The sequence below is a fragment of the Nocardioides bizhenqiangii genome, from assembly GCF_034661235.1.
GTDB lineage: Bacteria > Actinomycetota > Actinomycetes > Propionibacteriales > Nocardioidaceae > Nocardioides > Nocardioides bizhenqiangii.
On the sequence record NZ_CP141059.1, the window covers coordinates 2,309,944 to 2,333,182 of the forward strand.

Annotated in this window: 29 protein-coding genes and 2 pseudogenes; 13 read left to right on the top strand and 18 right to left on the bottom strand. The window is 69.9% G+C overall.

From position 1 onward, the window contains the following. Positions 1-387 (bottom strand): VOC family protein, encoded by a 387-nt coding sequence (locus SHK19_RS11145; RefSeq protein WP_322936270.1) that lies wholly within the window; start codon positions 385-387, stop codon positions 1-3. Between the two features lie 100 nt (positions 388-487). On the opposite strand from SHK19_RS11145, the gene SHK19_RS11150 reads away from it, so the two are divergent. The 3 genes and pseudogenes from SHK19_RS11150 to SHK19_RS11160 all read left to right on the top strand — a co-directional run. After that, positions 488-1,306, top strand: a complete 819-nt coding sequence (locus SHK19_RS11150; RefSeq protein ID WP_322455036.1) for a hypothetical protein — start codon at positions 488-490, stop codon at positions 1,304-1,306. 114 nt (positions 1,307-1,420) lie between these two features. Further along, a complete protein-coding gene (locus tag SHK19_RS11155; protein WP_322455037.1) occupies positions 1,421-1,597 on the top strand; it encodes a hypothetical protein in 177 nt (58 codons plus the stop codon). A gap of 177 nt (positions 1,598-1,774) precedes the next feature. After that, a pseudogene (locus tag SHK19_RS11160) lies at positions 1,775-1,976 on the top strand (ISL3 family transposase); the annotation flags it as partial. Between the two features lie 49 nt (positions 1,977-2,025). Here SHK19_RS11160 and SHK19_RS11165 read toward each other — a convergent pair. After that, the gene (locus SHK19_RS11165; protein WP_322936271.1) at positions 2,026-2,532 is read right to left on the bottom strand and encodes a DinB family protein; all 507 of its coding nucleotides are present in this window, start codon (positions 2,530-2,532) and stop codon (positions 2,026-2,028) included. Between the two features lie 162 nt (positions 2,533-2,694). Between SHK19_RS11165 and SHK19_RS11170 the strand changes: the two are divergent. Both SHK19_RS11170 and SHK19_RS11175 read left to right on the top strand, forming a co-directional pair. After that, positions 2,695-3,192, top strand: a pseudogene (locus tag SHK19_RS11170) (ISL3 family transposase); the annotation flags it as partial. Positions 3,193-3,439: 247 nt separating this feature from the next. Next, positions 3,440-4,420: a helix-turn-helix transcriptional regulator gene (locus SHK19_RS11175; RefSeq protein ID WP_322936272.1), complete on the top strand. Its 981-nt coding sequence runs from the start codon at positions 3,440-3,442 to the stop codon at positions 4,418-4,420. 1 nt (position 4,421) lies between these two features. On the opposite strand, the gene SHK19_RS11180 is transcribed toward SHK19_RS11175, so the two are convergent. Beyond that, positions 4,422-5,114: a DUF899 domain-containing protein gene (locus SHK19_RS11180; protein WP_322936273.1), complete on the bottom strand. Its 693-nt coding sequence runs from the start codon at positions 5,112-5,114 to the stop codon at positions 4,422-4,424. A gap of 181 nt (positions 5,115-5,295) precedes the next feature. On the opposite strand from SHK19_RS11180, the gene SHK19_RS11185 reads away from it, so the two are divergent. Further along, a complete protein-coding gene (locus SHK19_RS11185; protein ID WP_322936274.1) occupies positions 5,296-6,168 on the top strand; it encodes a chymotrypsin family serine protease in 873 nt (290 codons plus the stop codon). On the opposite strand, the gene SHK19_RS11190 is transcribed toward SHK19_RS11185, so the two are convergent. Continuing rightward, positions 6,165-7,133, bottom strand: a complete 969-nt coding sequence (locus tag SHK19_RS11190; RefSeq protein ID WP_322936275.1) for a helix-turn-helix transcriptional regulator — start codon at positions 7,131-7,133, stop codon at positions 6,165-6,167. The two genes, SHK19_RS11185 and SHK19_RS11190, sit on opposite strands and share 4 nt — an antisense overlap. Positions 7,134-7,232: 99 nt before the next feature. On the opposite strand from SHK19_RS11190, the gene SHK19_RS11195 reads away from it, so the two are divergent. Both SHK19_RS11195 and helR read left to right on the top strand, forming a co-directional pair. After that, the gene (locus SHK19_RS11195; RefSeq protein ID WP_322938690.1) at positions 7,233-7,628 is read left to right on the top strand and encodes a RidA family protein; all 396 of its coding nucleotides are present in this window, start codon (positions 7,233-7,235) and stop codon (positions 7,626-7,628) included. 87 nt (positions 7,629-7,715) lie between these two features. Further along, positions 7,716-9,866, top strand: a complete 2,151-nt coding sequence (gene helR / locus SHK19_RS11200; RefSeq protein ID WP_322936276.1) for an RNA polymerase recycling motor ATPase HelR — start codon at positions 7,716-7,718, stop codon at positions 9,864-9,866. Here the strand turns inward: helR and SHK19_RS11205 are convergent, their stop codons facing one another. From SHK19_RS11205 to SHK19_RS11215, 3 genes are read right to left on the bottom strand one after another with little or no spacing between them, the layout of a single operon-like run. Further along, a complete protein-coding gene (locus tag SHK19_RS11205; protein ID WP_322936277.1) occupies positions 9,867-10,274 on the bottom strand; it encodes an arsenate reductase ArsC in 408 nt (135 codons plus the stop codon). Further along, complete coding sequence (locus SHK19_RS11210) at positions 10,271-10,954, bottom strand: MIP/aquaporin family protein (RefSeq protein WP_322455044.1); 684 nt, start codon at positions 10,952-10,954, stop codon at positions 10,271-10,273. Before SHK19_RS11210 ends, SHK19_RS11205 begins: the two co-directional genes overlap by 4 nt. Then, on the bottom strand, positions 10,951-11,406 hold the full coding sequence (locus SHK19_RS11215; protein WP_322936278.1) for a DUF6918 family protein: 456 nt from the start codon (positions 11,404-11,406) through the stop codon (positions 10,951-10,953). The genes SHK19_RS11210 and SHK19_RS11215 overlap by 4 nt, the downstream gene beginning before the upstream one ends. 129 nt (positions 11,407-11,535) lie before the next feature. Here SHK19_RS11215 and SHK19_RS11220 point away from each other — a divergent pair, with 129 nt between their 5' ends. Then, a complete protein-coding gene (locus SHK19_RS11220) occupies positions 11,536-11,658 on the top strand; it encodes a hypothetical protein (RefSeq protein WP_322455046.1) in 123 nt (40 codons plus the stop codon). Positions 11,659-11,733: 75 nt separating this feature from the next. On the opposite strand, the gene SHK19_RS11225 is transcribed toward SHK19_RS11220, so the two are convergent. From SHK19_RS11225 to SHK19_RS11260, 8 genes are read right to left on the bottom strand one after another with little or no spacing between them, the layout of a single operon-like run. After that, positions 11,734-12,195 (bottom strand): VOC family protein, encoded by a 462-nt coding sequence (locus SHK19_RS11225; protein ID WP_322455047.1) that lies wholly within the window; start codon positions 12,193-12,195, stop codon positions 11,734-11,736. Positions 12,196-12,227: 32 nt separating this feature from the next. Further along, positions 12,228-14,600 carry an excinuclease ABC subunit UvrA gene (locus tag SHK19_RS11230; protein WP_322936279.1) on the bottom strand — a complete coding sequence of 791 codons (2,373 nt, stop codon included), beginning with the start codon at positions 14,598-14,600 and terminating at the stop codon, positions 12,228-12,230. A gap of 25 nt (positions 14,601-14,625) precedes the next feature. After that, positions 14,626-15,036: a VOC family protein gene (locus SHK19_RS11235; RefSeq protein ID WP_322936280.1), complete on the bottom strand. Its 411-nt coding sequence runs from the start codon at positions 15,034-15,036 to the stop codon at positions 14,626-14,628. Positions 15,037-15,085: 49 nt separating this feature from the next. Further along, positions 15,086-15,271 (bottom strand): hypothetical protein, encoded by a 186-nt coding sequence (locus SHK19_RS11240; protein ID WP_322455050.1) that lies wholly within the window; start codon positions 15,269-15,271, stop codon positions 15,086-15,088. A 3-nt stretch (positions 15,272-15,274) separates the two neighbouring features. Further along, positions 15,275-16,120: an SDR family oxidoreductase gene (locus tag SHK19_RS11245; protein WP_322936281.1), complete on the bottom strand. Its 846-nt coding sequence runs from the start codon at positions 16,118-16,120 to the stop codon at positions 15,275-15,277. 26 nt (positions 16,121-16,146) lie between these two features. After that, positions 16,147-16,584 carry a helix-turn-helix transcriptional regulator gene (locus SHK19_RS11250; protein ID WP_322455052.1) on the bottom strand — a complete coding sequence of 146 codons (438 nt, stop codon included), beginning with the start codon at positions 16,582-16,584 and terminating at the stop codon, positions 16,147-16,149. Between the two features lie 36 nt (positions 16,585-16,620). After that, entirely contained in the window at positions 16,621-17,379 is a 759-nt protein-coding gene (locus tag SHK19_RS11255) for an alpha/beta hydrolase family protein (protein WP_322936282.1), read from the bottom strand. A gap of 25 nt (positions 17,380-17,404) precedes the next feature. Further along, positions 17,405-18,175, bottom strand: a complete 771-nt coding sequence (locus tag SHK19_RS11260; RefSeq protein WP_322936283.1) for a DinB family protein — start codon at positions 18,173-18,175, stop codon at positions 17,405-17,407. Positions 18,176-18,423: 248 nt separating this feature from the next. Here SHK19_RS11260 and SHK19_RS11265 point away from each other — a divergent pair, with 248 nt between their 5' ends. Genes SHK19_RS11265 through SHK19_RS11275 form a run of 3 tightly spaced genes read left to right on the top strand, consistent with a single transcriptional unit; the run spans position 18,424 to position 19,848 of the window. Further along, positions 18,424-18,573: a hypothetical protein gene (locus SHK19_RS11265; RefSeq protein ID WP_322455055.1), complete on the top strand. Its 150-nt coding sequence runs from the start codon at positions 18,424-18,426 to the stop codon at positions 18,571-18,573. A 35-nt stretch (positions 18,574-18,608) separates the two neighbouring features. Next, positions 18,609-19,313: an alpha/beta fold hydrolase gene (locus SHK19_RS11270; RefSeq protein WP_322936284.1), complete on the top strand. Its 705-nt coding sequence runs from the start codon at positions 18,609-18,611 to the stop codon at positions 19,311-19,313. A 4-nt stretch (positions 19,314-19,317) separates the two neighbouring features. Further along, a complete protein-coding gene (locus tag SHK19_RS11275) occupies positions 19,318-19,848 on the top strand; it encodes an META domain-containing protein (protein WP_322936285.1) in 531 nt (176 codons plus the stop codon). Between the two features lie 65 nt (positions 19,849-19,913). Here the strand turns inward: SHK19_RS11275 and SHK19_RS11280 are convergent, their stop codons facing one another. Further along, positions 19,914-20,558 (bottom strand): response regulator transcription factor, encoded by a 645-nt coding sequence (locus tag SHK19_RS11280; RefSeq protein WP_322936286.1) that lies wholly within the window; start codon positions 20,556-20,558, stop codon positions 19,914-19,916. Further along, entirely contained in the window at positions 20,555-21,676 is a 1,122-nt protein-coding gene (locus SHK19_RS11285; protein WP_322455059.1) for a sensor histidine kinase, read from the bottom strand. The genes SHK19_RS11280 and SHK19_RS11285 overlap by 4 nt, the downstream gene beginning before the upstream one ends. A gap of 127 nt (positions 21,677-21,803) precedes the next feature. Between SHK19_RS11285 and SHK19_RS11290 the strand changes: the two genes are divergently transcribed. Then, a complete protein-coding gene (locus tag SHK19_RS11290; protein ID WP_322455060.1) occupies positions 21,804-22,130 on the top strand; it encodes a hypothetical protein in 327 nt (108 codons plus the stop codon). Positions 22,131-22,141: 11 nt separating this feature from the next. On the opposite strand, the gene SHK19_RS11295 is transcribed toward SHK19_RS11290, so the two are convergent. Continuing rightward, positions 22,142-23,158, bottom strand: coding sequence for a zinc-dependent alcohol dehydrogenase family protein (locus SHK19_RS11295; RefSeq protein ID WP_322936287.1), 1,017 nt, complete (start codon positions 23,156-23,158; stop codon positions 22,142-22,144). Positions 23,159-23,239 lie beyond the last annotated feature (81 nt).

The following is a 23,239-nucleotide window of genomic DNA, read 5'->3' on the forward strand; positions in this document are numbered from 1 at the left end:
TCAGTCTCTAGCCGCCGGCTGGAACAGCTCGATCAGGTTGCCCGACGGGTCTGCGAGCAGGATCTGGCTGCCGCCGGGACCTGAGACCAGGTCGCTGACGAAGGTCAGACCTGCCTCACCGAGCCGCGCGATCTCGGCCTCGAGGTCGTCGAGCTCGAGATGGATCCGGTTGCGGCCGGGCGAGGCCGCCAGGTCCGGCGGCGTCGCGCGCGCACCTGAGCTCTTCTCGCCGGACACCAGCAGCCGCAGGTGGCCGCGGACCACGTCCGCGAAGGCCGGTGCGGCACTCATGTTCACGGTGAAGCCGAGATGCGTCGTGTAGAACTCGACGGCGGCATCGACGTCGTCGACGAGATAGCGGACGCTGGCGTAGTCGTGGGTGTCCATGTGGACATCGTCCCTGAGAACGATTCTCGTCGGGAAGCGGTTGGCCACTGGTCGCTGGGTGGAAGGATCCGGGGGTCCCGCCGAACTGGAGGTCCTCACCGTGCAGCACGTCCCCACCCGCCCTCACCGCCGACTCCTCGCGACGGCCGCCTCGCTGGCCCTGGTGTCCCTCCTCGCCGTCGCCTGCGGTGACGACGGGGGAGATGCGGAGGCTCAGGAGACCGAGACCGTCGTCGTCGACCCGGACGGAAACGTCATCGGCGACCAGACCGGCGGTGACGACGCGGCGGACGACTCGGGTCCTGCCCTGACCCAGGAGCAGCTCGAGGTCGTCGTGCTCACGCCGGAGAACGTAGGGGAGGGCTGGACGGGCGGACCGGTCGAGTCCGACGACGACAGCGTCGCACCCGGTTGCTTCGGCGAGATCTCGACGATCAGCGACAGCCTCGACCCGCTGGAGGTGGCCGAGCACGACGTCGAGTACGAGTTCGGCGACGCCGGTGTGCCCGAGATCAGCAGCGGTGCGTCGTCGTACGAGGACGGGAACGCCGTGGCCGAGGCGTTCGTCGAGCTCAGCACGGTGCTCAGCTCCTGCACGTCGGTGACCGGCACCGACAGCGACGGCAACACCTGGGACCTGGCGGTCAGCTACGACGACACCGTCATCAGCGACGCCACCGACGACCAGATCAACGTCACCGCGTCCGGCAGCCTGACCGACACGTCCGGGAGCGAGTACGACCTGACCCTCCACCAGACCTACGTGCGGATCGGCAAGAACGTGATCACGATCGGCGTCACGGACTTCACCGACCAGTCCGCGCTCCACGACGGTTACACCCAGATCGCCATCGACCGGCTGATCGACGTGATCACCGACTCCGAGCCGGACCAGACGACCGGCCCTCAACCCGTCTGACGCGACCGAAGGGACAGAGAGCTCGCTCGTGCTGTTCACCCATGCCGGGTGAACCGAGCCGCGCACTTCGGAGGGAGGCTGTGACCGCCTGACAATCCTCCGAGGAGGCGCAGCGTGGACGGCCCACAGCGAATCAAGCAGGTCACCGGCTTGCTTGCCGACGGGACCGGACTGTCCGATGAGGAGCTCAAGTTCCTCGTCGGCTCGATCGTCGTCACCAGCGTCGTCTCGGGCGCACTGGCCATCTATGTCGGTGTCGAGAGGTTCCGCGAGTTCCTGAGGGATGGCTAGCCCCGCTGTGGGGAGTGCCTCCTCCGGTTTACTGGACACGCTGCGTATCAAGTCCGGTCGTATTCGGCCCTGATCAGACGGAGGAGCAAACTGGCTCTTCGCAGTTGAGGGTGTAGTCCGGTCGGCGCGTCGGTGGCCGGGTAGGGGTCGAGGTCTCCCGAGGATGGAGGTGACTATGATCTCGGGCTCGAAGTGCTCGGGCAGCGGTTGGAGCCCGATCGGGCGATTCTCCGGTGCCGGGTTGTCGAGCCCGTCAGATGGTGTCGTCGCTGCGGATGCCAGGGCGCGGCCAGGGACACGGTGGTCCGGCGGTTGGCGCAGGAGCCGTTCGGGTGGCGGCCCACGGTGTTGGAGGTCAGCCTCCGCCGATACCGGTGTAACGCCGCCTCCGACGACCGGAACACGGACCGACGACGTGCCGCGAGCCGTCAGTCGCCGACGCTGCCGTCGATCATCTCGCGCAGGATGTCCGCGTGGCCCGCGTGCCGGCCGGTCTCCAGGATCACGTGCAGGTACACCCACCGCAACGTCAGCTCCCTGCCCCGCGGTGCGTAGTCGAGGCTGTGCTGGGCGGCGATCTCGCGGGAGCGGTCGCACTCCGCCTGGTAGGCGCCGATGACGTCGTCGAGCTTCTCGTTCGGCTCCAGCCGCAGGTCGGCCTCCGGGTCTGCGTCGGTCCACGGCGGCGTGGGCAGCTCCGCGGCGGGGATCTGCCCGATCTGCTCGGCGAACCCGCCCAGTTCCACCCACCGCAGGTGTTTGATCAGGCCGCCGAGGTTGGTGCCGGTCGGCACCGGGCTGCGCCGGGCGTCCTCCTCCGACACCCCGCGGGCCTTGCGCACGACGGCGTCGCGCAGGTAATCCAGGAACGTCTCGAGCTGCTCGCGCTCGCTGGCGGCGACCACGCTGCCGAGGATCTCACTGGGTCTAGCCATGGCCCGAACGTAGCACGCGGGCCGACCCTCGCACCGGGGGCTATTTGGGCTCTTCGCAGTCGCAGTTGAGGGTGTAGTCCGGTCGGCGCGTCGGTGGCCGGGTAGGGGTCGAGGTCTCCCGAGGATGGAGGTGACTATGCCGTCCATCTGGAAGACCTCGACGTGTCTGACGCTACCTTCGCCCGCCCTGACCTGACCACGTTCGCTCGTCTTGATGATCTCGGGCTCGAAGTGCTCGGGCAGCGGTTGGAGCCCGATCGGGCGATTCTCCGGTGCCGGGTTGTCGAGCCCGACAGATGGTGTCGTCGCTGCGGATGCCAGGGCGCGGCCAGGGACACGGTGGTCCGGCGGTTGGCGCAGGAGCCGTTCGGGTGGAGGCCCACGGTGTTGGAGGTCAGCCTCCGCCGATACCGGTGCACCGGGTGCGGTCACGTGTGGCGCCAGGACACGTCGCGGGCCGCCGAGCCGCGGGCGACGCTGTCGCGACGAGGCCTGTGGTGGGCGCTGGAAGCCCTGGTGTGCCAACACCTGAGTGTCGCCCGCGTCGCCGACGCTCTGGGGGTCTCGTGGAACACCGCCAACGACGCGGTCCTGGCCGAGGGCCGCCGGGTCCTGATCGACGATCCGCACCGCTTCGACGACGTGCAGGTCATCGGCGTGGTTTCCGCAGGTCAGGAGGCGATTCCTCGTTGACAGCGGGGTAGTGGATCCAAGCTGCGTGGGTGATTCATCTGATGCGATACGCAGACTAGTACATGACATAATGTCACTTATCGGCGAACTGCTAGCCGGGCCCCTGATCACTCCTGTGGCCAGTGGGACCAGTGACATCAACGGTGTCGGGATTGCCCGTTCAACGCCCTAAGCACCGGTCCGTTCCGGCCCTGATCCGTCGCCGGCTTCTGGTTTGCTCGACATGTTGCGGCGGCTCCACGTCGCAACTATCAGGGGGATCAAGATGAATACTGCTACGCCTACGCGACCGGAATTCCACGGGACGATCGACCGTCTGCGGGAGATTCGACCACGCATCGCCGCTTCGCTCGAACGCCTCGACCTGCCCGAGGGCGGGCCGCATCAGCAGACCTTCGCACGCCTGCTCCAGGAGCTGGACTCCTTCTCCGCGTCCTCCCGGCACGATGTGCAGGCGGCCGTCCTCGCCAACATGTTCGAAGTCGTTGCGCGCGGTGACGCCGAGGACTACGCGGAGACGGCGCTGCTGTCCCAGACGTGGGGCAAGCGTGTCGCCCAGGTCCAGAACGAGTTCGAGGATCAGCTGGGCATCGCGCCGAACAGGCCGTACACGACCGCGGCCGTCCTTCGGCTCGCCCGTGGCGAGCACATCCGCGGGGTCCTGACCGACGCCGGACACACGGACGCCGACGCCGAGCGGATCGCGGCCGAGTGCGGGAAGGTCGCCCTCCGGTTGCTCCTGGAGGGCGTGGACGGGGCAAACCCCGTGCCGCTCCCCGACTCGCCGGAACTCCTGCGGCTGATCGTCGAGAAGCGTGGCGTGAGCGTGTGGCGTGCACTCCTGGCGAACATCGCTGCCAACCCGTTCGGGCCGGAGGCCCGCCAGCTGACCGACCTTGCCCACGAAGCGGAGCTCCCGCCCGTGGCACTGGTGGTCGAAGCCTGCACGAGGGCCTACCGCAAGCGGATCGAGGTTGCCGAACGACTCGAGGTCTCCCGGGAGATCCGCAGGCTGGTGGCCATCAGCGGCTGCAGCCAGCGGCGGTTCGCGGCGCACATCGGCACCTCGGCGTCGCGACTCTCGACCTATGTCAACGGCTTGGTGACGCCGTCCGCGACCCTGATGGTCAGGATCCGCTGGGCTGCGGCCGAACTGACGCCGAGCATGGCGGAGCGCAGCCGACTGGCCAGCTAGGTCACGACGACCCGTAGAGCCGGGCGACATCGGGCGAGTCGAGCCACTTGGAGTAGGTGGGCGACTTCGGCCAGCCGTCGGGTGAGTCCTGCCATTCCTCTTGGCGGCCCCACGGCAGGATGTCGATCAACGCGAACGTGTAGCTGAGCTGTTCGGTGCCGCGGCCGTCGGTGCGCCAGGTGTGGTAGACCTTCTCGCCGTCGCGGAGGAACACGTTCACCGCGAAGCCGCCGCCGGGTGGCGCGCCGACGTCGGCGCCGAACGAGCTGTCCGACGACGAGTACCAGTGCATCTTGTTGCCGACCTTGGTCCGGTAGGCCAGCGCTTCTTCGATGGGGCCGTTGGTGACGATGACGAACCGGGCATCGTAGTTGCTCAGGAACTCCAGTCGGACGTACTGCGACGTGAGCCCGGTGCAGCCACCGCACTGCCATTCCTCGCCGTCGGACCACATGTGGTTGTAGACGATGAGCTGCGAGCGCCCGTCGAACACGTCGACCAGGCGGACGGGCCCGTCCGGACCATGCAGGGTGTAGTCCGGGAGCTCGACCATCGGCAGTCTTCGACGTTGTGCAGCGACGGCGTCCAGCTCACGGGTGGCGGCCTTCTCCCGGATCCGCAGGTCGTCGAGGGCAGCCTGCCAGGTCTGTCGGTCGACGATCGGGGGCAGGGCAGCGGCGGACTGATCGGTCACGGTTCCTCCCGGGCTCGGATGGATCTGCGCTGATGTGTTGACCAGCGAGAGCCGCAGAAATCATCGCGGCCGGTCCCCCGCCGTCCGCCCCCCAAGGCCGAAAGGCCCGCGCCGTGACCAAATCAGCGCAGCCAAGTTGAAGGAATATGGTCAATCTCGGTTCTTCACGAAAGGCATCGACGTGGTCTCTCGGGTTCGTAGTCTCGCCCTCGCTGGCGCCGCCAGCCTTGCCCTCACCGGCATCGCCGTAACGGCTGATTCCGCTGCTCAGGCCGCACCCACCTGGGCGCCGGCCGCCACCGCCGCGATCACCCCCGGCGTGCAGACCAACACCGACGGCTCGGGTCAGTGCACCGCCAACTTCGTGTTCACCGACGCGGCAGGGAACGTTTATCTCGGTCAGGCTGCGCACTGCTCCGGCACGGGCGCCGCGACCGACACCAACGGCTGTGACGCCGGGACGCTCCCCCTCGGCACCGCGGTGACCTTCAACCGCGGCGGCAGCCTGCTGAGCGCGGGCACCCAGGTCGGGTCCGGAACGCTCGCCTACTCGTCGTGGAACACGATGCAGGCGCGCGGTGAGACCGACGCGAACACCTGCGCGTACAACGACTTCGCGCTGGTCAAGGTCAACCCCGCCGACGTCTCCAAGGTGAACCCGACGATCCCGTTCTGGGGCGGTCCGGACGGCATCAACACGACCGGGACGGCCGCCGGCGACCGGGTGTACAGCTACGGCAACTCGGGGCTGCGGTTCGGTGTCGAGCAGCTTTCCCCGAAGACGGGCACCAGCCTCGGCCAGGACCCGGCGGACGGCGGCTGGACACACCCGCTGTACACCGTGACACCCGGTGTTCCCGGTGACTCCGGCAGCGCCTTCCTGGACGCCTCAGGGAACGCCGTCGGCACCCTCTCGACCCTCGGGCTCGCGCCGCTCCCGGCTTCCAACAACATCGGCGACCTGGCCCACGAGCTCGCGTACGCGCAGCAGCACTCGGGCATCGCGGGTCTGCAGCTGGCGCTCGGCACCGAGCCGTTCGACCCGTCGATCTAGCGCGCGTAGCTCGCGGCGATCGCAGCGGCGCGGTTGCGCAGGGAGTCGCGCAACCACTGCGGGGTGAGGACCTCCGCGTGGCTGGCGAGCTGCCACAGCGCCCACTCGGCATGTCGAGGATCCTGGAAGGTCACCTCCAGCCGCAGCCGGCCGTCCGGATCGGAGTCTTCGGTCAGGACGACCAGCGCGGTGCCGACCAGGTCCTCCCGCCGCGACGGCTCCACTCGCGCCTGCACGGTGACCTGGTCACCGCCGGTCCGGAACCGGACGCTGCGCTCCTGCCAGGCCCGGTCAAGGTCGACCCGGTCTGACCGTTGCGCCAGCTCGGGGAGCTCCTCGGCCTCCAGGATCCGGGACAACCGGTAGGTGCGGTCCGCGCCCGACCTGGTGGCCAGCAAGTAGCCCTGGTCGCGGACGGTGACGAGGCCGATCGGGTCCACCGTGCGCCACTGCGGGGTCTGGTCGACGGCTGCGTAGTGGATGCGCAGCTTATGACCGGCGAGCACGGCGCGCCGGACCTCGGCCACGACGGCGTCGGGCGCTTCCTCGGCGACCAGCCGGCGCGAGAGGAGATCGGTCTCCGGGTCGACGAGCAGGCGCTCGGACGCGTCGGCGGCGGAGTCGCGATGGCTGTCGGGTAGCGCATCGGCCACCTTCAGCATGGCCGAAGCGAGCGCCGAGCCGAGCCCGAACGCCTGCGCGCCGCGCCGCGACCCGGCGACGAGCAGCGCGAGCGCCTCATCGTGGTTGAGTCCGGTCAGCTCCGTCTGGAAACCGGGCAGCACCGCGAACCCACCGTGCCGGCCGCGTTCGGCGTAGACAGGGACGCCGGCCGCGGACAGCGCCTCGATGTCGCGCAGCACGGTGCGGGTCGACACCTCCAGTTCGCGGGCCAGCGTGTCCGCCGACAAACGACCGCGCTGGCGCAGGAGCAGCACCAAGGAGACCAACCGGTCCGCGCGCATGCGGAAATTGTACGGAAATACATGACAGAAGATGTCGTGATTCGCTGGAAGGCTCCGGCGTACGAACTCTCGACGAACTTGACTGGAGCTGAAGTGGCGATGGAGCGTACGGCGATCAACCCGTGGGAGTGGTCGGTGGAGCTGGGCTACCACCAGGGTGAGGTCGTCTCCGGGCACAGCCGCACTCTCTACTGCGCCGGACAAACCGCGATGAGCGGCGCCGGACAGCCCCAGCATGCCGGCGACATGGCGGCGCAGGTGGCGCTGAGCCTCGACAACCTGGAGGCCGTTCTCGTTGAGGCCGGCATGTCCCTCGCGAACATCGTCCGGCTCAACGTCTACACCACCGACGTCGATCTGCTCTTCCAGCACTACGGCGTGCTGGCTGCGCGGTTGGGCGCCGTCCGGGTGGCACCGCCCACCACGATGCTCGGGGTGACCCGGCTGGCGATCCCCGTCCTGATGGTCGAGCTGGAGGCGACCGCCGTCGCGTGACCTCCGACTACAGCCCCTCCAGTTACAACGTATAGCGCGTCGGGGGGCTTGCCGCAAGACCCTGGTCGTGCCGGAGAATCGCCCGCCGTGACTCCCTTGTCGACCACCGCGTTCGCTCTTCCCGACCACCTCTCCCCCAAGGCCGACCCGGCGCTGATCGCCGCCGACGAGCGGCATTTTGCCGCCATCGCCCGCACCCTCGAGCACACGATCGGCGACCTCTCCGAGCGCCTCGACGCCGAGCGGAAGGCTCCCGCCGGGAGCGGCCAGGAGGCCATGGACCGCGACAACGAGATCCACCGGCTGACCGCCCGCCTCCGCACGCTGCGGCGGTTCAGCCTGGACCTGTGCCTGGGCCGCGTCGTGAGTGCGGAGGACGGCGAGCCCGTCTATGTCGGACGGCTCGGTCTCACCGATCGCGAGGGACGCCGGCTGCTCGTGGACTGGCGCTCCCCCGCGGCGGAGCCGTTCTTCGCGGCGACCCACGCCAACCCCATGGGCCTGGCCAGCCGCCGCAGGTACCGGTGGACCGGTGGCCGGGTCAGCGACTACTGGGACGAGGTGTTCACGCCGGACGGCCTGGAGGGCCACGCCGCGCTCGATGACCAGTCCGCGTTCATCGCCAGCCTCGGCGCCAGCAGGTCGCCGCAGATGCGGGACGTCCTCGGCACCATCCAGGCCGACCAGGACGCGATCATCCGAGCCGGGTCCCGCGGCGCCCTGGTCGTCGACGGTGGTCCGGGCACGGGCAAGACGGTGGTCGCGCTGCACCGCGCGGCGTACCTCCTCTACGCCGACCCTCGGCTGGGTCACCGACGCGGCGGAGTGCTCTTCGTCGGGCCGCACCAGCCCTACCTGGCGTACGTCGCCGACGTCCTTCCCAGCCTCGGCGAGGAGGGCGTGCAGACCTGCACCGTGCGCGACCTGGTCGTGGAGGGTGCCTCCGCCGCGGACGAGACCGACCCCGAGGTGGCGCGACTGAAGGCGTCGGCCGCGATGGTCACCGCGATCGAGCCCGCCGTCCAGCTGTACGAGGAGGCCCCCACCGACGGCATGGTCGTCGAGACGCAGTGGTCCGACGTCTGGCTCAGCGCGACCGACTGGGCCGAGGCCTTCGACGCGCCGGATCCCGGCACGCCGCACAACGAGGCGCGGGACCAGGTCTGGGAGGAGCTCATCTCCATCCTCGTCGACAAGCACGACGACGAGGAGGTACCACCCGAGCTGGTACGGAGGTCCCTGCTCGGCAACCGGGACCTGGCCGAGACCTTCAACAGGGCGTGGCCGCTGATCGAGCCGACCGACCTGGTCGGCGACCTGTGGGAGGTGCCCGCCTACCTGCGCCGGTGCGCGCCGTGGCTCTCCCCCGACGAAGTCAGGTTGCTGCAGCGCGCCGATCCCCAGGCGTGGACCGTCTCAGACCTGCCACTCCTGGACGCTGCCCGGCGACGGCTCGGAGATCCGGAGGCGTCCCGGCGTCGGCGACGCCGGGCCGCCGCGATCGCGGCCGAACGGGAGGAGATGGACCGGGTCGTCGACCACCTGGTCGCGACCGACGACACCGAGATGAAGGTGATGTCGATGCTGCGCGTGGAGGACGCGCAGAGCATCATCGTCGACGAGGATGCGCTGCCCACGACCGAGCCCAACCTGCTCGCCGGCCCGTTCGCTCACATCGTCGTCGACGAGGCCCAGGAGCTGACCGACGCGGAGTGGCAGATGCTGCTGAGCCGCTGCCCGTCGCGGAGCCTCACGATCGTCGGCGACCGCGCCCAGGCCCGGCACGGGTTCACGGAGTCGTGGGAGGAGCGACTGCTACGGGTCGGGCTCGACCACGTCGCCCTGGCATCGCTCGGAATCAACTACCGGACCCCGGAGGAGGTCATGGTGGAGGCCGCGCCCGTGATCAGGGCAGTGCTGCCGGACGCCAACGTCCCGACGTCGATCCGCAGCACCGGCGTCCCCGTTGTCCACGAACACCCCGAGCAGCTGGAGACGATCCTCGACGGGTGGCTGGCCACGCACGTCGACGGCACCGCGTGCGTGATCGGCGACGCCACGTTCGCCGAGACCGCCCGGGTTCGCTCGCTGAGTCCCGAGCACGTCAAGGGGCTCGAGTTCGACCTGGTCGTGCTGGTGGACCCCGAGAGGTTCGGGTCCGGCATCGAAGGTGCAGTCGACCGCTACGTCGCGATGACCCGGGCCACCCAGCAGCTCGTCGTCCTGACGCGCGCGTGATCAGGTCGCGGGCGCGAGCTCCTCGATCAGCTGGACGACGCGCGCCCTGATCTCGTCGCGGATCGGACGCACCGCATCGATCCTCTGCCCGGCCGGGTCGTCGAGCGTCCAGTCCTCGTAGCGCTTGCCGGGGTAGAACGGGCACTCGTCGCCGCAGCCCATCGTGATCACGACGTCGGAGTCCTGGACCGCGTCGGACGTCAGGACCTTCGGCTGTTCCCGCGCGATATCGATGCCCTCCTCGGCCATGGCCGCCACGGCAACCGGGTTGATCCGGTCCGCCGGCTGCGACCCCGCGGACAGGACCTGGATCCGATCCCCCGCCAGGTGCTGGAGATAGCCCGCGGCCATCTGGGAGCGGCCGGCGTTGTGGACGCAGACGAAGAGGACGGTCGGCTTCGGGGTCATGTGGCTCCTCCGGGATCGTCGGCGGTCGGGAACAAGACGTGCACCAGGGCGGCGGCCAGACCACCGCCGAGGATCTGCATGAGGATGAAGACCGGCACGGACGCCGGGTCGATGCCGGCGAAGGTGTCGGAGAACATCCGAGCGAGGGTCACCGCCGGGTTCGCGAACGAGGTCGACGAGGTGAACCAGTACGCCGCGCTGATGTACGCGCCGACCGCGAACGCGATCGTCTCCGTGCGGCCGGACCGGACCGCACCGAACACGACGAGCACCAGCCCGAGGGTGGCGACGACCTCACCGAGCCACAGGCCGGCGCCGGTGCGCTCCTGGGTGGAGAAGGAGACGGCGTCGAGCTCGAACATGAGGTTCGCGACCACGGCGCCGACGGTGCCGCCGAGGACCTGCGCAACGGCGTACAGGCCCGCCTCCCGCCAGGAGATGTGACCGAGGAGCGCCTCGACCGCGGTCACGACGGGGTTGAACGATGCCGAGACCGGTTGCAGCGTGAGGATCAGCGCCACCAGCACCGCCCCGGTGACCAGGCTGTTCTCCAGGAGCTGCAGTCCGACGTCGTCCGGAGAGAGCCGGGCCGCCATGATGCCCGAGCCGACGACCGCCGCGACCAGGAACGCGGTGCCGACGAGCTCCGCAGCGACCTTGCGCGGCAGGTCGGTCGTCATCCTCGCGCCGGCCGCTGGGCATGGCGCTCCAGGGCTGCGCCCACGCGCGGGAGGGCGGCCTGCACGTGGCCGTCTGCCTTGCCACGGAGCGCCCGGTAGACCTTCTTGACCGGTTCCCGGCCACTGCCCGCGATCTTCGCGTCGGTGACCGCCAGCAGCGCCGCGGACACCTCGCGACCTCGTCCGGCGAGGTGCTGACCGAAGGCGGTCGCACCCGACGACTCGTAGCTGGCCCAGAACGGGTCGAGGGCGACGCTCAGGTCAGGAAGCAGCTTGTTGAGCGCCCGCTCGGTGAGGTCGGGCACCACCCGCGACGCGGCGCCGTACCCGGCCTTGACGGCCGTGCCCGCCACGCCCTTCTTGGACGCAACCTCCTGCTGCACGACCTCGACCAGGTCCTTGATCACGGCAGGACGGGTCCTCCTCGCCAGGAGCTGCTGCGACAACATCATGGGAGCGAACCGTAGCGGCCAGCGGTGAACCCCGGATGAGGCGCCCGAAGTCGGGTATCTAAACACCCTCGGTCGACTAGGTGTCGACGCGAAGAACGGAGTCGGATAATGGTCATCCTTGGAGTCATCTTGCTGATCGTCGGCCTGGTGGCCGACATCGGGATTCTCGCCATCATCGGCGCGATTCTGGCCATCGTCGGCCTGGTCCTCAACCTGGTGCCGATCGGTGGCACCCGCCGCCTGTACTACTAGCGGCAGCAGCCAACCCAGCGCCGCCGCGCCCGACGAGCTCGTGCGCGGCGGCGCTGCTGGTTTTCAGCCCGGTCCTTAGTCCAGGCAGAACTCGTTGCCCTCGGGATCCGCCATCACGATGAACCCGGCGCTCATCGGCGGCTCCGGCTCGGAGCGACGGAGCCGGGCAGCGCCGAGGGCCACCAGCCGCTCGCACTCGGCCTCGAGCGCAGCCATCCGCTCCTCGCCCGCCAGGCCCGGCGCGGCGCGGACGTCGAGGTGGACGCGGTTCTTGGCGACCTTGTCCTCGGGCACCTGCTGGAAGAAGAGTCGCGGCCCGGTGCCGTCCGGGTCCTCGATGGCCGAGGCGGAGTTGCGGCGGTCCTCCGGCACCCCGGCGCTCTCGAGGAAGTCGTCCCAGGCTGCCAGCGGATCGGCGCCCGCGGCGAGGTCGGCACCCGGCGGCCCCGGATGGACGTAGCCGAGGGTGTCGCGCCAGAAGGACGAGAGTGCCCGCGGATCGTGTGCGTCGAAGGTGACTTGGATCTGACGGCTCATCTGCTCATCGTGGCACCGGCCGCCGACAGCCCTCAGCCGCCGACGTACTCCGCCAGGTGCTCGCCGGTCAACGTCGACTTCGCGGCGATCAGGTCGGCCGGAGTGCCCTCGAAGACGATCTTGCCGCCGTCGTGGCCGGCGCCCGGCCCGAGGTCGATGATCCAGTCCGCGTGCGCCATCACCGCCTGGTGGTGCTCGATCACGACCACCGACTTGCCCGAGTCGACGAGCCGGTCCAGCAGGCCCAGCAGGTTGTCGACGTCGGCGAGGTGCAGGCCGCTGGTCGGCTCGTCGAGGACGTAGACCCCGCCCTTGTCCGAGAGGTGGGTGGCCAGCTTGAGACGCTGCCGCTCTCCCCCGGACAGGGTGTTGAGCGGCTGGCCCAGCTTGACATAACCGAGCCCCACGTCCTCCAGTCGCGCGAGGATCGTCGCAGCCGCCGGGGTCTTGGCATCACCGGACGCGAAGAAGGTGTGCGCCTCGGACACCGGCAGGTCCAGCACCTCGGCGATGTTGAGCCCGCCGAACCGCAGCTCGAGCACCTCCGCCTGGAACCGCTTGCCGCCGCAGTCCTCGCACACGGTCGCGACGGTCTCCATGAAACCAAGCTCGGTGTAGATCATCCCATTGCCGTTGCACGACTCGCAGGCGCCCTCGGAGTTCGAGGAGAACAGCGCCGGCTTCACCCCGTTGGCCTTCGCGAACGCCTTGCGGATCGGCTCGAGCAAACCGGTGTACGTCGCGGGGTTGCTGCGGCGGGAGCCCTTGATCGCCGACTGGTCGACCACCACGACGTCCGCGTCGCCCGCCCCTCCCCCACGAGCCAGGGACCCATGGATCAGCGAGCTCTTGCCGGACCCGGCGACGCCGGTCACCACGCAGAGCACTCCGAGCGGCACGTCGACGTCGACGTCCTGCAGGTTGTGCGTGTTGGCACCGCGGATCTCGATCTTTCCCGTCGCCGCCCGCACTGCCTCCTTGAGGCGCACCCGGTGGTCGAGGTGGAGGCCGGTCATGGTCCCGCTCGACCGCAGGCCCGCGACAGTGCCCTCGAAGCACACCGAGCCGCCCGCCGTACCGGCCTCCGGCCCGAGGTCGACGACATGATCGGCGATCGCGATGGTCTCGGGCTTGTGCTCGACGACCAGCACGGTGTTGCCCTTGTCGCGGAGGCTCAGCAGCAGCTTGTTCATCCGCTGGATGTCGTGCGGGTGGAGGCCGACGGTCGGCTCGTCGAAGACGTAGGTCACGTCGGTGAGGGCCGAGCCCAGGTGCCGGATCATCTTCGTGCGCTGGGCCTCTCCACCCGAGAGGCTGCCGGACGGCCGGTCGAGCGACAGGTAGCCGAGGCCGATCTCGACGAACGCGTCGAACAGGTGGAGCAGGTTGGCGACCAGGGGCGCCACCCCGCGGTCCTCAATGGTGCGGATCCAGTCCGCGGCGTCGTTGATCTGCATGGCGCACACGTCAGCGATGTTGACGCCCTTGATCGTCGACGACCGCGCGGACTCGTTGAGCCGGGTGCCGTCGCACTTCGGGCACGCGGCGAACACGGCAGCGCGTTCGACGAAGGCCTTGATGTGGGGCTGAAGCGAGTCGACGTCCTTGCTGAACATCGACTTGCGGATCTTGGGGATCAGCCCTTCGTAGGTGATGTTGATCTTCTCGACCTTGACCTTGCGGGTCTCGCCGTACAGCAGATCGTTGCGCTGCTTCTCCGTGAGGTCCTTGATCGGTACGTCGGGCGGCACGACCTGCTTGTACGGCGCCACCATCCACCCGTCCGCGGTGTAGCCGGGCACCAGGATCGCGCCCTCGACGAGCGACTTCGACTCGTCGATGATCTCCGACATGTCGAGGTCGGAGATGGTGCCCCGGCCCTCGCACTCGGCGCACATGCCGCCGAGGTAGATCGCTTGGCGGACCACGTTCTTCTCCACCTTGCCGCCGGCCTTCTCGGTGGACATGACCCCGCTCGCCTTGCGGGTGGGCACGTTGAAGGAGAACGCCGTCGGCGGGCCGATGTACGGCGTCCCGAGCCGGCTGAAGAGCACGCGGAGCATCGCGTTGGCGTCGGTCACGGTGCCGACCGTCGAGCGGGCATTGGCTCCCATCCGCTCCTGGTCGACGACGATCGCCGGCGTGATGCCTTCGAGCACGTCGTAGTCGGCGCGGTTCAGCGACGGCATGAACCCCTGGACGAACGTCGAGTAGGTCTCGTTGATCAGCCGTTGGGACTCAGCGGCGATGGTCCCGAACACCAGCGAGCTCTTGCCGGAGCCGGAGACCCCGGTGAACACGGTGAGCCTTCGCTTCGGGAGCTCGACGTTGACGTCCTTGAGGTTGTTCTCGCGGGCGCCTTGGACGCGGATCAGGTCGTGGCTGTCAGCCGTGGGGGTCGCCATGGGTCAATCCCTATCAGGAAGCAGGTCAGCCGGCCTGCTGGATCCGGAGCTCGTTGCCGGCCGGGTCGCGGAAGGCGCAGTCGCGCACGCCGTACGGCTGGTCCATCGGCTCCTGGATCACCTCTGCTCCGCGACCCTGGAGGGTGTCGAAGGTGCCGTCGACGTCCGTCGTCGCCAGGTTGACACCGAAGTAGGTGCCCTTGGCCATCAGCTCGAGCAGCATCCGGCGCTCGTCCTCGGTCAGCCCCGGCGTGGCGGCGGGCGGGTGGAGCACGATGTTGGTGTCCGGCTGGCCGGCGGGACCGACGGTGATCCACCGCATCCCTTCGTAGCCGACGTCGTTGCGCACCTCGAAGCCGAGCACGTCGCGGAAGAACTCGAGGGACTCGTCAGGGCTGGAGTGCGGGAGGAAGCTGGCATTGATCTTGAGGTCCATGGGCGCCACCGTAGTAGCGGGTTAGGAGCCGCTGCTTCTCGATTCCTGATCAGTGTCGGCGCAGGCCGACGATGACCAGCGCGACACCCAGCCCGGCGATGGCGGGGCCGGCGATCGCCCAGAAGTCGACGTCGGACATCGGGCTGCCCCCGACGTACCCGAGTCCCTGCAACGTGAACACCGCACCGGCCAGGACCATCACCAAGCCGGCGACCACCGCGAGCGGGTTGCGCACGGGTCAGAGCACCTCGGCGCTGATCCACGCCTCGCTGCGCTCCCACAGCTCGGCTGCCAGCTCCGGGGTGGCCACCTTCGACGGCGCCTTCTCGCGCTCGCCGTCGTAGTAGCGCCCGGTGTGCTCGGCGACGTCGGGCGACGTCGCGCAGTACAGCGACGTGCGAGCGCCCTGCTCGGTCGACTTCATGAACAGCTTCATCGCCTGGCGGAGCCCGAACGGCACCTCGCGCCACACGTCCGACGCGATCGTGCCCGGGTGGAGGGAGTACGTCGTCACGCCCGTCCCCTCGAGCCGCCGGCCGAGCTCCTGCGCGTGCAGCACGTTGGCCAGCTTCGACACGCAGTACTCGTCGAACGCCGTGCGCGTGACCGTCGGTCGGCGGACGGCGTCCCAGTCGATGCCCTTCGGTCGGTAGTGGCCGGTGCTGGCGACGTTCACGATCCGGCCGGGCCCGCTGGCGACGATGTGGTCGCGCAGCAGCTCGGTGAGGTAGAAGGTCCCGACGTGGTTGGTGCCGAAGGCCAGCTCGAACCCGCTCTTGGTCATGCCCCGTGACCCCGCCAGGCCGGCGTTGTTGACCAGGACGTGCAACGGCTCGCCGCCGGCGAGGACGGTCTCGGCCGCGGTCCGCACCGACGCCAGGTCACCCAGGTCGAGCGGGACGAAGTCGAGATCGGTGTTGCCGGTGTCGTCGGCGATCTCCTTCATCGCGGCGCGTGTCTTCTCCTCCGAGCGGCCGGCCAGCACCACGCGGGCGCCGCGGCCGGCCAGGCCACGAGCGGTCTCCTTGCCGATGCCGGAATTGGCTCCTGTCACCAGGAAGGTGCGTCCGTCGAGGTCCGTCATGCGTCACATCGTCGCGGGATCGGTCGTCACTGTCGTCCGACCACGGTCGGATTCCTGACCGGGCGGGTCACCTTCTTCGCCACGCAGGCGATCATCCCCTCCGTCGACCGCTCGGGGTCGCTCCGGTAGACGCTCGGCGACACCCCGACCAGCTCGGTGAACCGGGTGCTGAAAGTGCCCAGCGAGGAGCAGCCGACGGCGAAGCAGACGTCGGTCACGCTGAGGTCGCCGCGGCGCAGCAGGGTCATCGCTCTCTCGATGCGCCGCGTCATCAGGTAGGAGTACGGCGGCTCGCCGTACGCCTCCCGGAACTGGCGGCTGAGGTGGCCCGCCGACATCCCGACACCCGCCGCGAGCGCGGCGACGTCGAGGGGCTGGTCGTAGTCGCGGTCCATCCGGTCCTTGACGCGGCGGAGCAGGGCGAGGTCGCGCAGGCGCTGCTCGTCGGCTGGTCGGCTGGTCATGGCACAGATCGTGCCATGCCCCCGCGGCCCCGGGCGCTAGTCATCGATGAGGTACTGGTCCGCCCACGCCGAGATGATCCGCCCGGCCCGCTGGCCCTGGCCGGGCTTGGTCAGCAGGTGGTCGGAGCCCTCCAGCGACACGAAGCTGCGCGGGTGGCGAGCGGTGCGGAAGATCTCGCTCGCGTTGGCGATCCCCACCGTGTTGTCGGTCGGCGAGTGCATCACCAGCAGCGGGCGGCGGAGGGAGCGGATGGCCTCCCGGAGATCGGCCCGGCGCATGTCCTCGACGAAGGAGCGCCGGAGCGTCAGCGCCCGCCCGCCGACCAGCCACTCGGCCTGCCCCTCGGCGAGCACCCGGTCGACCAGCGCGTCGTACTGGTTCTCCGCGTGGCCGGGCTCGATCGGCGCGCCGATGCTCACGACCGCCCGGACGTCGGTCTCGCCGGCGGTGGCGAGCGCGGCGGCGCCGCCGAGCGAGTGGCCGACGAGGACGTCGACGGGCGTGCCGCGCTCCGCCATGAACCGGATGGCCTCGATGGTGTCGGCGACCTTCTGGGTGAACGAGCCGTCCCCCCAGTCTCCGTCGGAGTCCGCCAGCCCCAGGTTGTCGTAGCGCAGCATCCCGATGCCGTCGCGTGCGAGCTGCTTGCAGATCCGCGCGGCCGCCGGACAGTCCTTGCCGAGCGTCAGCCCGTGGACGAACAGCCCCCAGCCGCGCACCGGCTCCGCGGGCTCGTCGATGAGCCCCGCCAGGAGCGGACCGGTGCTGCTGGAGAACCGGACACGGGTCGCCATGACCGCAGGCTACTGCGCTGAGCGGCTAACCGATCCGCTGGATCAGCACGTCGAGGTCACGCTCCGCATAGAGCCGGTGCTGCCACTCCTCGTTGAGGACGACGAGGAGTGGCTCCGCGAGCGGGAGCTCCTCCGAGGGCGGCCAGCTGTCACCGGGCGGGGGTGTGATCGACGACGAGAGCCTCTCGACGGTCAGACCATCGATCACGCTGGCGACCATCGCCCGTCGCTCGGCGCGCAGGGCGAGCACGGTCTCGAGGTCGGGCCGCACCTCCCGGTCCCGCGGGATGCCCGGCTTGTCGGGCATCCCGTCCCAGGGCAGGTCGAGCGGGTGCCAGGGAGTGAGGTCGCCGAGGATCCCCCGACCCACCCAGGCGGCGCTCGCGAACGACAGGTGGCGCAGCGTCTCGATGAACGACCACTCCCCGTCGACGCGCTCGTGCAGCTTCTCCGGCGGCAGCGCGCGGGCACGGTCGACGGTGCCGCCCCAGAGCCGCCCCAGGATCTCCCACGCCTCGGCGAAGCCGGCTGCCGTGGTCGGCCGCATCTTCTGGCGTTGCGGGTAGCGCCGGTCGAGCTCGGCCTCCACCAGGGGCGCGACATCGACGCCGTTGATCCGCACGTTGCGGATCTCCGCGTTGATCTCGACGTCGTCGAGGATCGCTTCGTTGACCCGCATGCCGCTCAGGATCGCGTCACGGATCCGGACGTCGTTGAGATAGGCGTCGGTGAACGTGGAACCGCGCAAGTCGACACGCTCGAACCGCGAGCCGCTGAGGTCCTGGTAGTCCGCCATGGGAGGAGCCTGCCACCCGGCGCCGACACTGGCCACGGCTGCGTCTGGTCATTTCGGGCCATGACGGCAGGGCCGACAGTGCCGACTCGGCGCGTTCCCGAGGCACCCGAGCGCAGGGGACCTAGTGTCGGTGGTGCCTGGAAAACTCGGGCACCAGCGATGAGTCAGGACCCCCGTCGGGGTCTCAATCTGCAGGACGACGTATCACCAGCGTCAGGTAGCGATCAGTAGGAGAGGAGGTGCCGAAAATGTGGACCGACACACTGACCACGACCCACGTGGGTCACCTGTCCCACGACCTGCCGTGCCTGAGCTGCGGACACGGCATCCACACCTTCCTCCCCTGCGGCGACGGCTGTGACTGCCCGCCGGTGGTGCTTCCCGGCAACGCGGCCTGAACGTCGCTGTCGGCGGCTCCGTCTAGGTTGCCGCCATGACGACACCACCGATCGTGCTGGTCCCCGGTTTCTGGCTCGGCGCCTGGGCGTGGGATGAGGTCGCCGCGCAGCTCCGCAACCAAGGACACGACGTCCATCCCGTCACGCTGCCCGGTCTCGACTCCCCCTCGACCGACCGCTCGTCGATCACCTTCGCCGACCATGTCGACGCCATCTGCGACGCGGTGGCCGCGGCCGGCCCGCCCGTCGTGCTGGCCGTCCACAGCGGCGCGGGGATGCCGGGCTACGCCGTCACCGACAAGATCCCTGACCAGATCGCAGCGATGGTCTATGTCGACACGGCGCCCGGCAAGGGGTCGATCAACCCGGAGCTCGAGGGTGTCGAGCTGCCCCTCCCCCCGACCTGGGAGGAGCTCGGAGAGAACCTCGACGGGATCTCCGAGGAGCAGCTCGCGCGGTTCCGCGAACGGGCGGTGCCCGAGCCGGCGGCGGCGCTGCGGGAGGAGTGGACCTTCGCCAACGACGACCGACGTGCGGTGCCGAGCACGATCATCTGCACCGCCTTCACCTCCGAGCAGAACCAGCAGGGCGCCGAGGAGGGCCACAGCTTCCTCGCCGGGCTCGGCGAGCTGACCGACGTCACCTGGGTGGACCTCCCGACCAGCCACTGGCCGATGTGGTCGCGCCCGGACGACCTGGCCACGATCCTCGGCGACGTTGCGAAGGGTGTGGGAACCTGACGGCGTGACGCCACGTCCCATCGGCATGAGACTGACGCTTCTGGCCGCGACCGCGCTGCTCGCGGTGACCCTGGCCGGCTGCGGCGACGAGGAGCCCACCACCATGGCTGACGACGCACCCGCGGCACTCTCCCGCGACGACCTCGACGGTCGCGCGTTCTCGTCCGTGCGGGTCGACGGTCACCAGCTGGTCGGCGACACGCGGGTCCGGCTCGGGTTCTCCGGCGAAGAGGTCCGGGCCGAAGCCGGCTGCAACCACCTCTTCGGCACGGTGGCGATCGATGGCGGCACCCTGACCGCCAGCAACATGGGTGGCACCGAGATGGGCTGCCCGAACGGGCTCCACGACCAGGACTCCTGGCTCGCGGCGTTCCTGTCCGCCGGTCCCGAGGCGGTCCTCGTCGACGACACGCTGACCCTCAGCAAGGACGGTGTCGTCATCGAGCTGGTCGAGCTGGACCTGCCCGACGCACCCACTGGCGATCCGGACGAGCCGAGGTCCGACGACGACGGCAGTGTCGTCAGCAGCGGCTAGCCTGCGTCCGACCGTGCGGCCGAACGCAAGGCCGAGAAGGCAGCGGAACGCGCATCTCCGCGTGGCTACTCACCAGGGCTGACCAAACCGCACTCGTACGCGAGAATCACGGCTTGGACCCGGTCGCGGAGCCCCAGCTTGCGCAGCAGCGACGACACGTGGGTCTTGACCGTCGACTCACCGACGAACAGCCGGTCGGCGATCTCGGTGTTGGTAAGCCCGCGTCCGATCTCGACGAGCACCTCGCGCTCGCGTGCCGTGAGGGACGCGAGTCGTCCGTCCTCGCGCCGCACCGGGCGGGCGAAGCGCTCCACGAGGCGGCGGGTGACGGCGGGGTCCACCAGCATGTCGCCACGGGCCACAGCTCGCACGGCCTCGGCGAGCCGTTCCCGGGGCGCGTCCTTGAGTAGGAACCCGGAGGCGCCCGCGCGAACGGCTTCGTAGACGTACTCGTCGAGGTCGAACGTCGTCAGCACGAGGACCCGCGCAAGCCCGGCGGTCACGACCGCACGGGTGGCCTCGATCCCGTCCACCCCCGGCATCCGGACATCCATCAGCACGACGTCCGGGCGCAGCCGCCGCGCGGCCGCCAGCGCCTCCGCGCCGTCGGCGGCCGTCCCGACCACGTCGAGATCGGGCTCCGCGTCGAGGATGGCCGCGAGCCCGTCCCGCACCATCGCGTGGTCGTCGGCCACCAGCAGGCGAGTCACGCCGTCAGCTCCGGCGTCGGCAGGACGGCCCGTACGCGGAAGCCGCCCTCGGGGACCGGGCCGGCCTCCAGGCTCCCGCCCACGAAGGCCGCCCGCTCCCGCATCCCCGCGAGCCCGTGGCCCGGCTGCGGTTCCGGGACGGTCGGGCCGTTGTTCTCGACGCACACCTCGACAGCACCGAGCAGGTAGGCCAGATGCACGCGGGTCGGCGCCGCGCCGGCGTGCTTAACGACGTTGGTGAGCGACTCCTGGACGATCCGGAACGACGCGAGGGAGACGGCCGGCGGCACCGGTCGCGGCTCTCCGTCGATGGTGAAGCCTGCTGGCAACCCGCCTGCTCGGACCTCGTCCACCAGGTCGCCGAGGCGGCCCAGGTCCGTGTGGCGCGGTGAGCGGGACGCCGGCGGCTCCTCGTGCAACAGGCCGAGTATCGACCGCAGCTCCACGAGAGCCTCCCGTCCGGCATCCTCCACAGCGCCGATGGCGACGCGGGCCCCGGCAGGGTCCCGCTCGAGCAACGTGTCGGCAAGCTGACTCTGCACGACGATCATCGACACCCGGTGCGCCACGACGTCGTGGAGCTCGCGGGCGATCCGGAGCCGCTCCTCCTCGGCACCGGCACGCGTCGCCGCGAGTCGACGCAGCTCGAGCGATCCGAGGTCGTCCGTGCGGCGCCCCACCACGACGCCGGCCGCCCATGCCGAGCCGAGCACGACCATCACGAACAGGTTGTCCGCGAGGTCTTCGCCGATCCCGAAGCTCGCGCCGGCCACGAGCGCGGCGCCGGAGTACCCGGCCGGTCGCGGCGCGTAGCGACCCAGCGAATAAGCCACCACCAGCATCGCCAGCAGGTTGCCGAGACCGTCCGAGAGGGTCCCGAGCCTGCTCTGGGCCACCACGGTGCCGAGCGCGACCGTGGCAACGGTCCACGGCGCGGTACGGCGGAACGCCAGCGGCACGGTGACCAACAGGCTCGAGACCGCAAGCCAGCCTCGCCCCGACCCGATCGGGTCCGCGCCGAGCAGCTCAGGCACGAGGATCTCGACCTGGAGGGCGAGCGTGACGGCCAGGGCGAGGACCACGTCGACCGGGTCGACCTTGGCCCAGGGCACGCGCATGGCCTGACGCTACTGCCGCCCCTCGCTCGACGCCTCCCACCACGGGGGGAGAGGAATCAGTCCGTAGCGGGGCGCTCTGGGCAGCTAGCGCACCCATGCTCGATGCTCCCGAACAAAGGAGAACGCCATGAAGAACATCGCCATCGCCGCCATCGCCGGCCAACTCGTCGGGCTGCTCGGCTACGTCGACCCGATCTACGTCCTGCTCGTCCTGGCGGCCCCGTTGGTCACAGGCGCCGTCGCCGCCGCCCGCAAGGTCCCGCTCATCCTCGTCGCCGTCCTCTGGCTGAGTGCCGGCATCTGCATGACATGGGTCGACTGGGCGCGCTTCCGGGAGGACGTCGCCTACCACTTGGTCCTGACCGCGGTCATGCCCGCGCTCGCGGCGCTGGGTTTCGGCGTCGTGGCAGGGTTCACCCGGCTCCGCCGGCGGAGCCCTAGCCCCGCCCACTAGCCGCGACAGCCCTACGGCTGGAGCAGCACCTTGATCGCGCGCCGCTCGTCCATCGCCCGGTATGCCTCCGGCGCCTCCTCGAGCGGGAGGGTCAGGTCGAAGACCCGACCGGGGTCGATCCGGCCAGCAACCACCAGGTCGAGCAGGTCCGGGAGGTAACGCCGCACCGGCGCGATGCCGCCGCGCAGCCCGACGTTCTTCTGGAACATCTTGCGGACCGGCAGCTCCACGCCGTGCGGCACGCCGACGAAGCCGACCATCGCGCCGGGGCGGGCGACGGCGAACGCCGCCCCCATCGAGTCGTCGGTGCCGACGCACTCGAGGACCGCGTCCGCCCCCACTCCCCCGGTGATCTCCTTGACTGCCTTGGCGCCCTCACGGCCGCGTTCGGCGACGATGTGGGTCGCGCCGAACGCGCTGGCCAGCTGCTGCCGGCTCTCGTGGCGGGACATGGCGATGATCGTCTCGGCGCCCATCACCGATGCGGCGAGCACGCCGCACAGTCCGACCGCACCGTCGCCGACCACGACGACCGAGCCGCCGGCGGTGACGCCCGCCGACACCGCTGCGTGCCAGCCCGTCGGCATCACGTCGGACAGGGCAAGCAGCGACGCGAACAGCTCCGGATCGGGCACACCGTCGGTGGCGACCAGGCTGCCGTCTGCCTGCCCTACCAGGGCGTACTCGCCCTGACCGCTCGCCGTCATGCCGAGGTTGACGCACGCGGACTGCACGCCGGCCAGGCAGTGTGGACAGGAGTTGTCACAGGTGCAGAACGGCACGATCACGAAGTCACCGGGCCGGAAGTCGCTGACCTCGGCACCGACCTCCTCCACGACGCCGATGCACTCGTGCCCGATCGTCGAGCCGGCCTGGATCGGGTTCTCCCCGCGGTAGGGCCAGAGGTCGGACCCGCAGACGCATCCGGCGGCGATCTTGACGATGGCGTCGGTGGGTCGTCTGATCGCGGGATCCGGCACGTCCTCGACGCGGACGTCGCGGGTCCCGTGGATCGTCGTGGCGCGCATGGCGGCCATCCTGCCGCACCGCGGATGACGCGCTCGGGGCGGCCGGGTTGTTGGCGATATCTCACATGTGAGTTACCGTCT

Bases quoted from the DNA above. Each gene is read 5' to 3' on its own strand.
- SHK19_RS11290 (WP_322455060.1), top strand. From the start codon at position 21,804: ATGAAGAACATCGCCATCGCCGCCATCGCCGGCCAACTCGTCGGGCTG.
- SHK19_RS11235 (WP_322936280.1), bottom strand. From the start codon at position 15,036: ATGGACCTCAAGATCAATGCCAGCTTCCTCCCGCACTCCAGCCCTGAC.
- SHK19_RS11255 (WP_322936282.1), bottom strand. From the start codon at position 17,379: ATGGCGACCCGTGTCCGGTTCTCCAGCAGCACCGGTCCGCTCCTGGCG.
- SHK19_RS11260 (WP_322936283.1), bottom strand. From the start codon at position 18,175: ATGGCGGACTACCAGGACCTCAGCGGCTCGCGGTTCGAGCGTGTCGAC.
- SHK19_RS11215 (WP_322936278.1), bottom strand. From the start codon at position 11,406: ATGATGTTGTCGCAGCAGCTCCTGGCGAGGAGGACCCGTCCTGCCGTG.
- SHK19_RS11225 (WP_322455047.1), bottom strand. From the start codon at position 12,195: ATGAGCCGTCAGATCCAAGTCACCTTCGACGCACACGATCCGCGGGCA.
- SHK19_RS11295 (WP_322936287.1), bottom strand. From the start codon at position 23,158: ATGCGCGCCACGACGATCCACGGGACCCGCGACGTCCGCGTCGAGGAC.
- SHK19_RS11210 (WP_322455044.1), bottom strand. From the start codon at position 10,954: ATGACGACCGACCTGCCGCGCAAGGTCGCTGCGGAGCTCGTCGGCACC.
- SHK19_RS11285 (WP_322455059.1), bottom strand. From the start codon at position 21,676: ATGCGCGTGCCCTGGGCCAAGGTCGACCCGGTCGACGTGGTCCTCGCC.
- SHK19_RS11250 (WP_322455052.1), bottom strand. From the start codon at position 16,584: ATGACCAGCCGACCAGCCGACGAGCAGCGCCTGCGCGACCTCGCCCTG.
- SHK19_RS11195 (WP_322938690.1), top strand. From the start codon at position 7,233: ATGGAGCGTACGGCGATCAACCCGTGGGAGTGGTCGGTGGAGCTGGGC.
- SHK19_RS11145 (WP_322936270.1), bottom strand. From the start codon at position 387: ATGGACACCCACGACTACGCCAGCGTCCGCTATCTCGTCGACGACGTC.
- SHK19_RS11190 (WP_322936275.1), bottom strand. From the start codon at position 7,133: ATGCGCGCGGACCGGTTGGTCTCCTTGGTGCTGCTCCTGCGCCAGCGC.
- SHK19_RS11270 (WP_322936284.1), top strand. From the start codon at position 18,609: ATGACGACACCACCGATCGTGCTGGTCCCCGGTTTCTGGCTCGGCGCC.
- SHK19_RS11165 (WP_322936271.1), bottom strand. From the start codon at position 2,532: ATGGCTAGACCCAGTGAGATCCTCGGCAGCGTGGTCGCCGCCAGCGAG.
- SHK19_RS11230 (WP_322936279.1), bottom strand. From the start codon at position 14,600: ATGGCGACCCCCACGGCTGACAGCCACGACCTGATCCGCGTCCAAGGC.
- SHK19_RS11265 (WP_322455055.1), top strand. From the start codon at position 18,424: ATGTGGACCGACACACTGACCACGACCCACGTGGGTCACCTGTCCCAC.
- SHK19_RS11205 (WP_322936277.1), bottom strand. From the start codon at position 10,274: ATGACCCCGAAGCCGACCGTCCTCTTCGTCTGCGTCCACAACGCCGGC.
- SHK19_RS11245 (WP_322936281.1), bottom strand. From the start codon at position 16,120: ATGACGGACCTCGACGGACGCACCTTCCTGGTGACAGGAGCCAATTCC.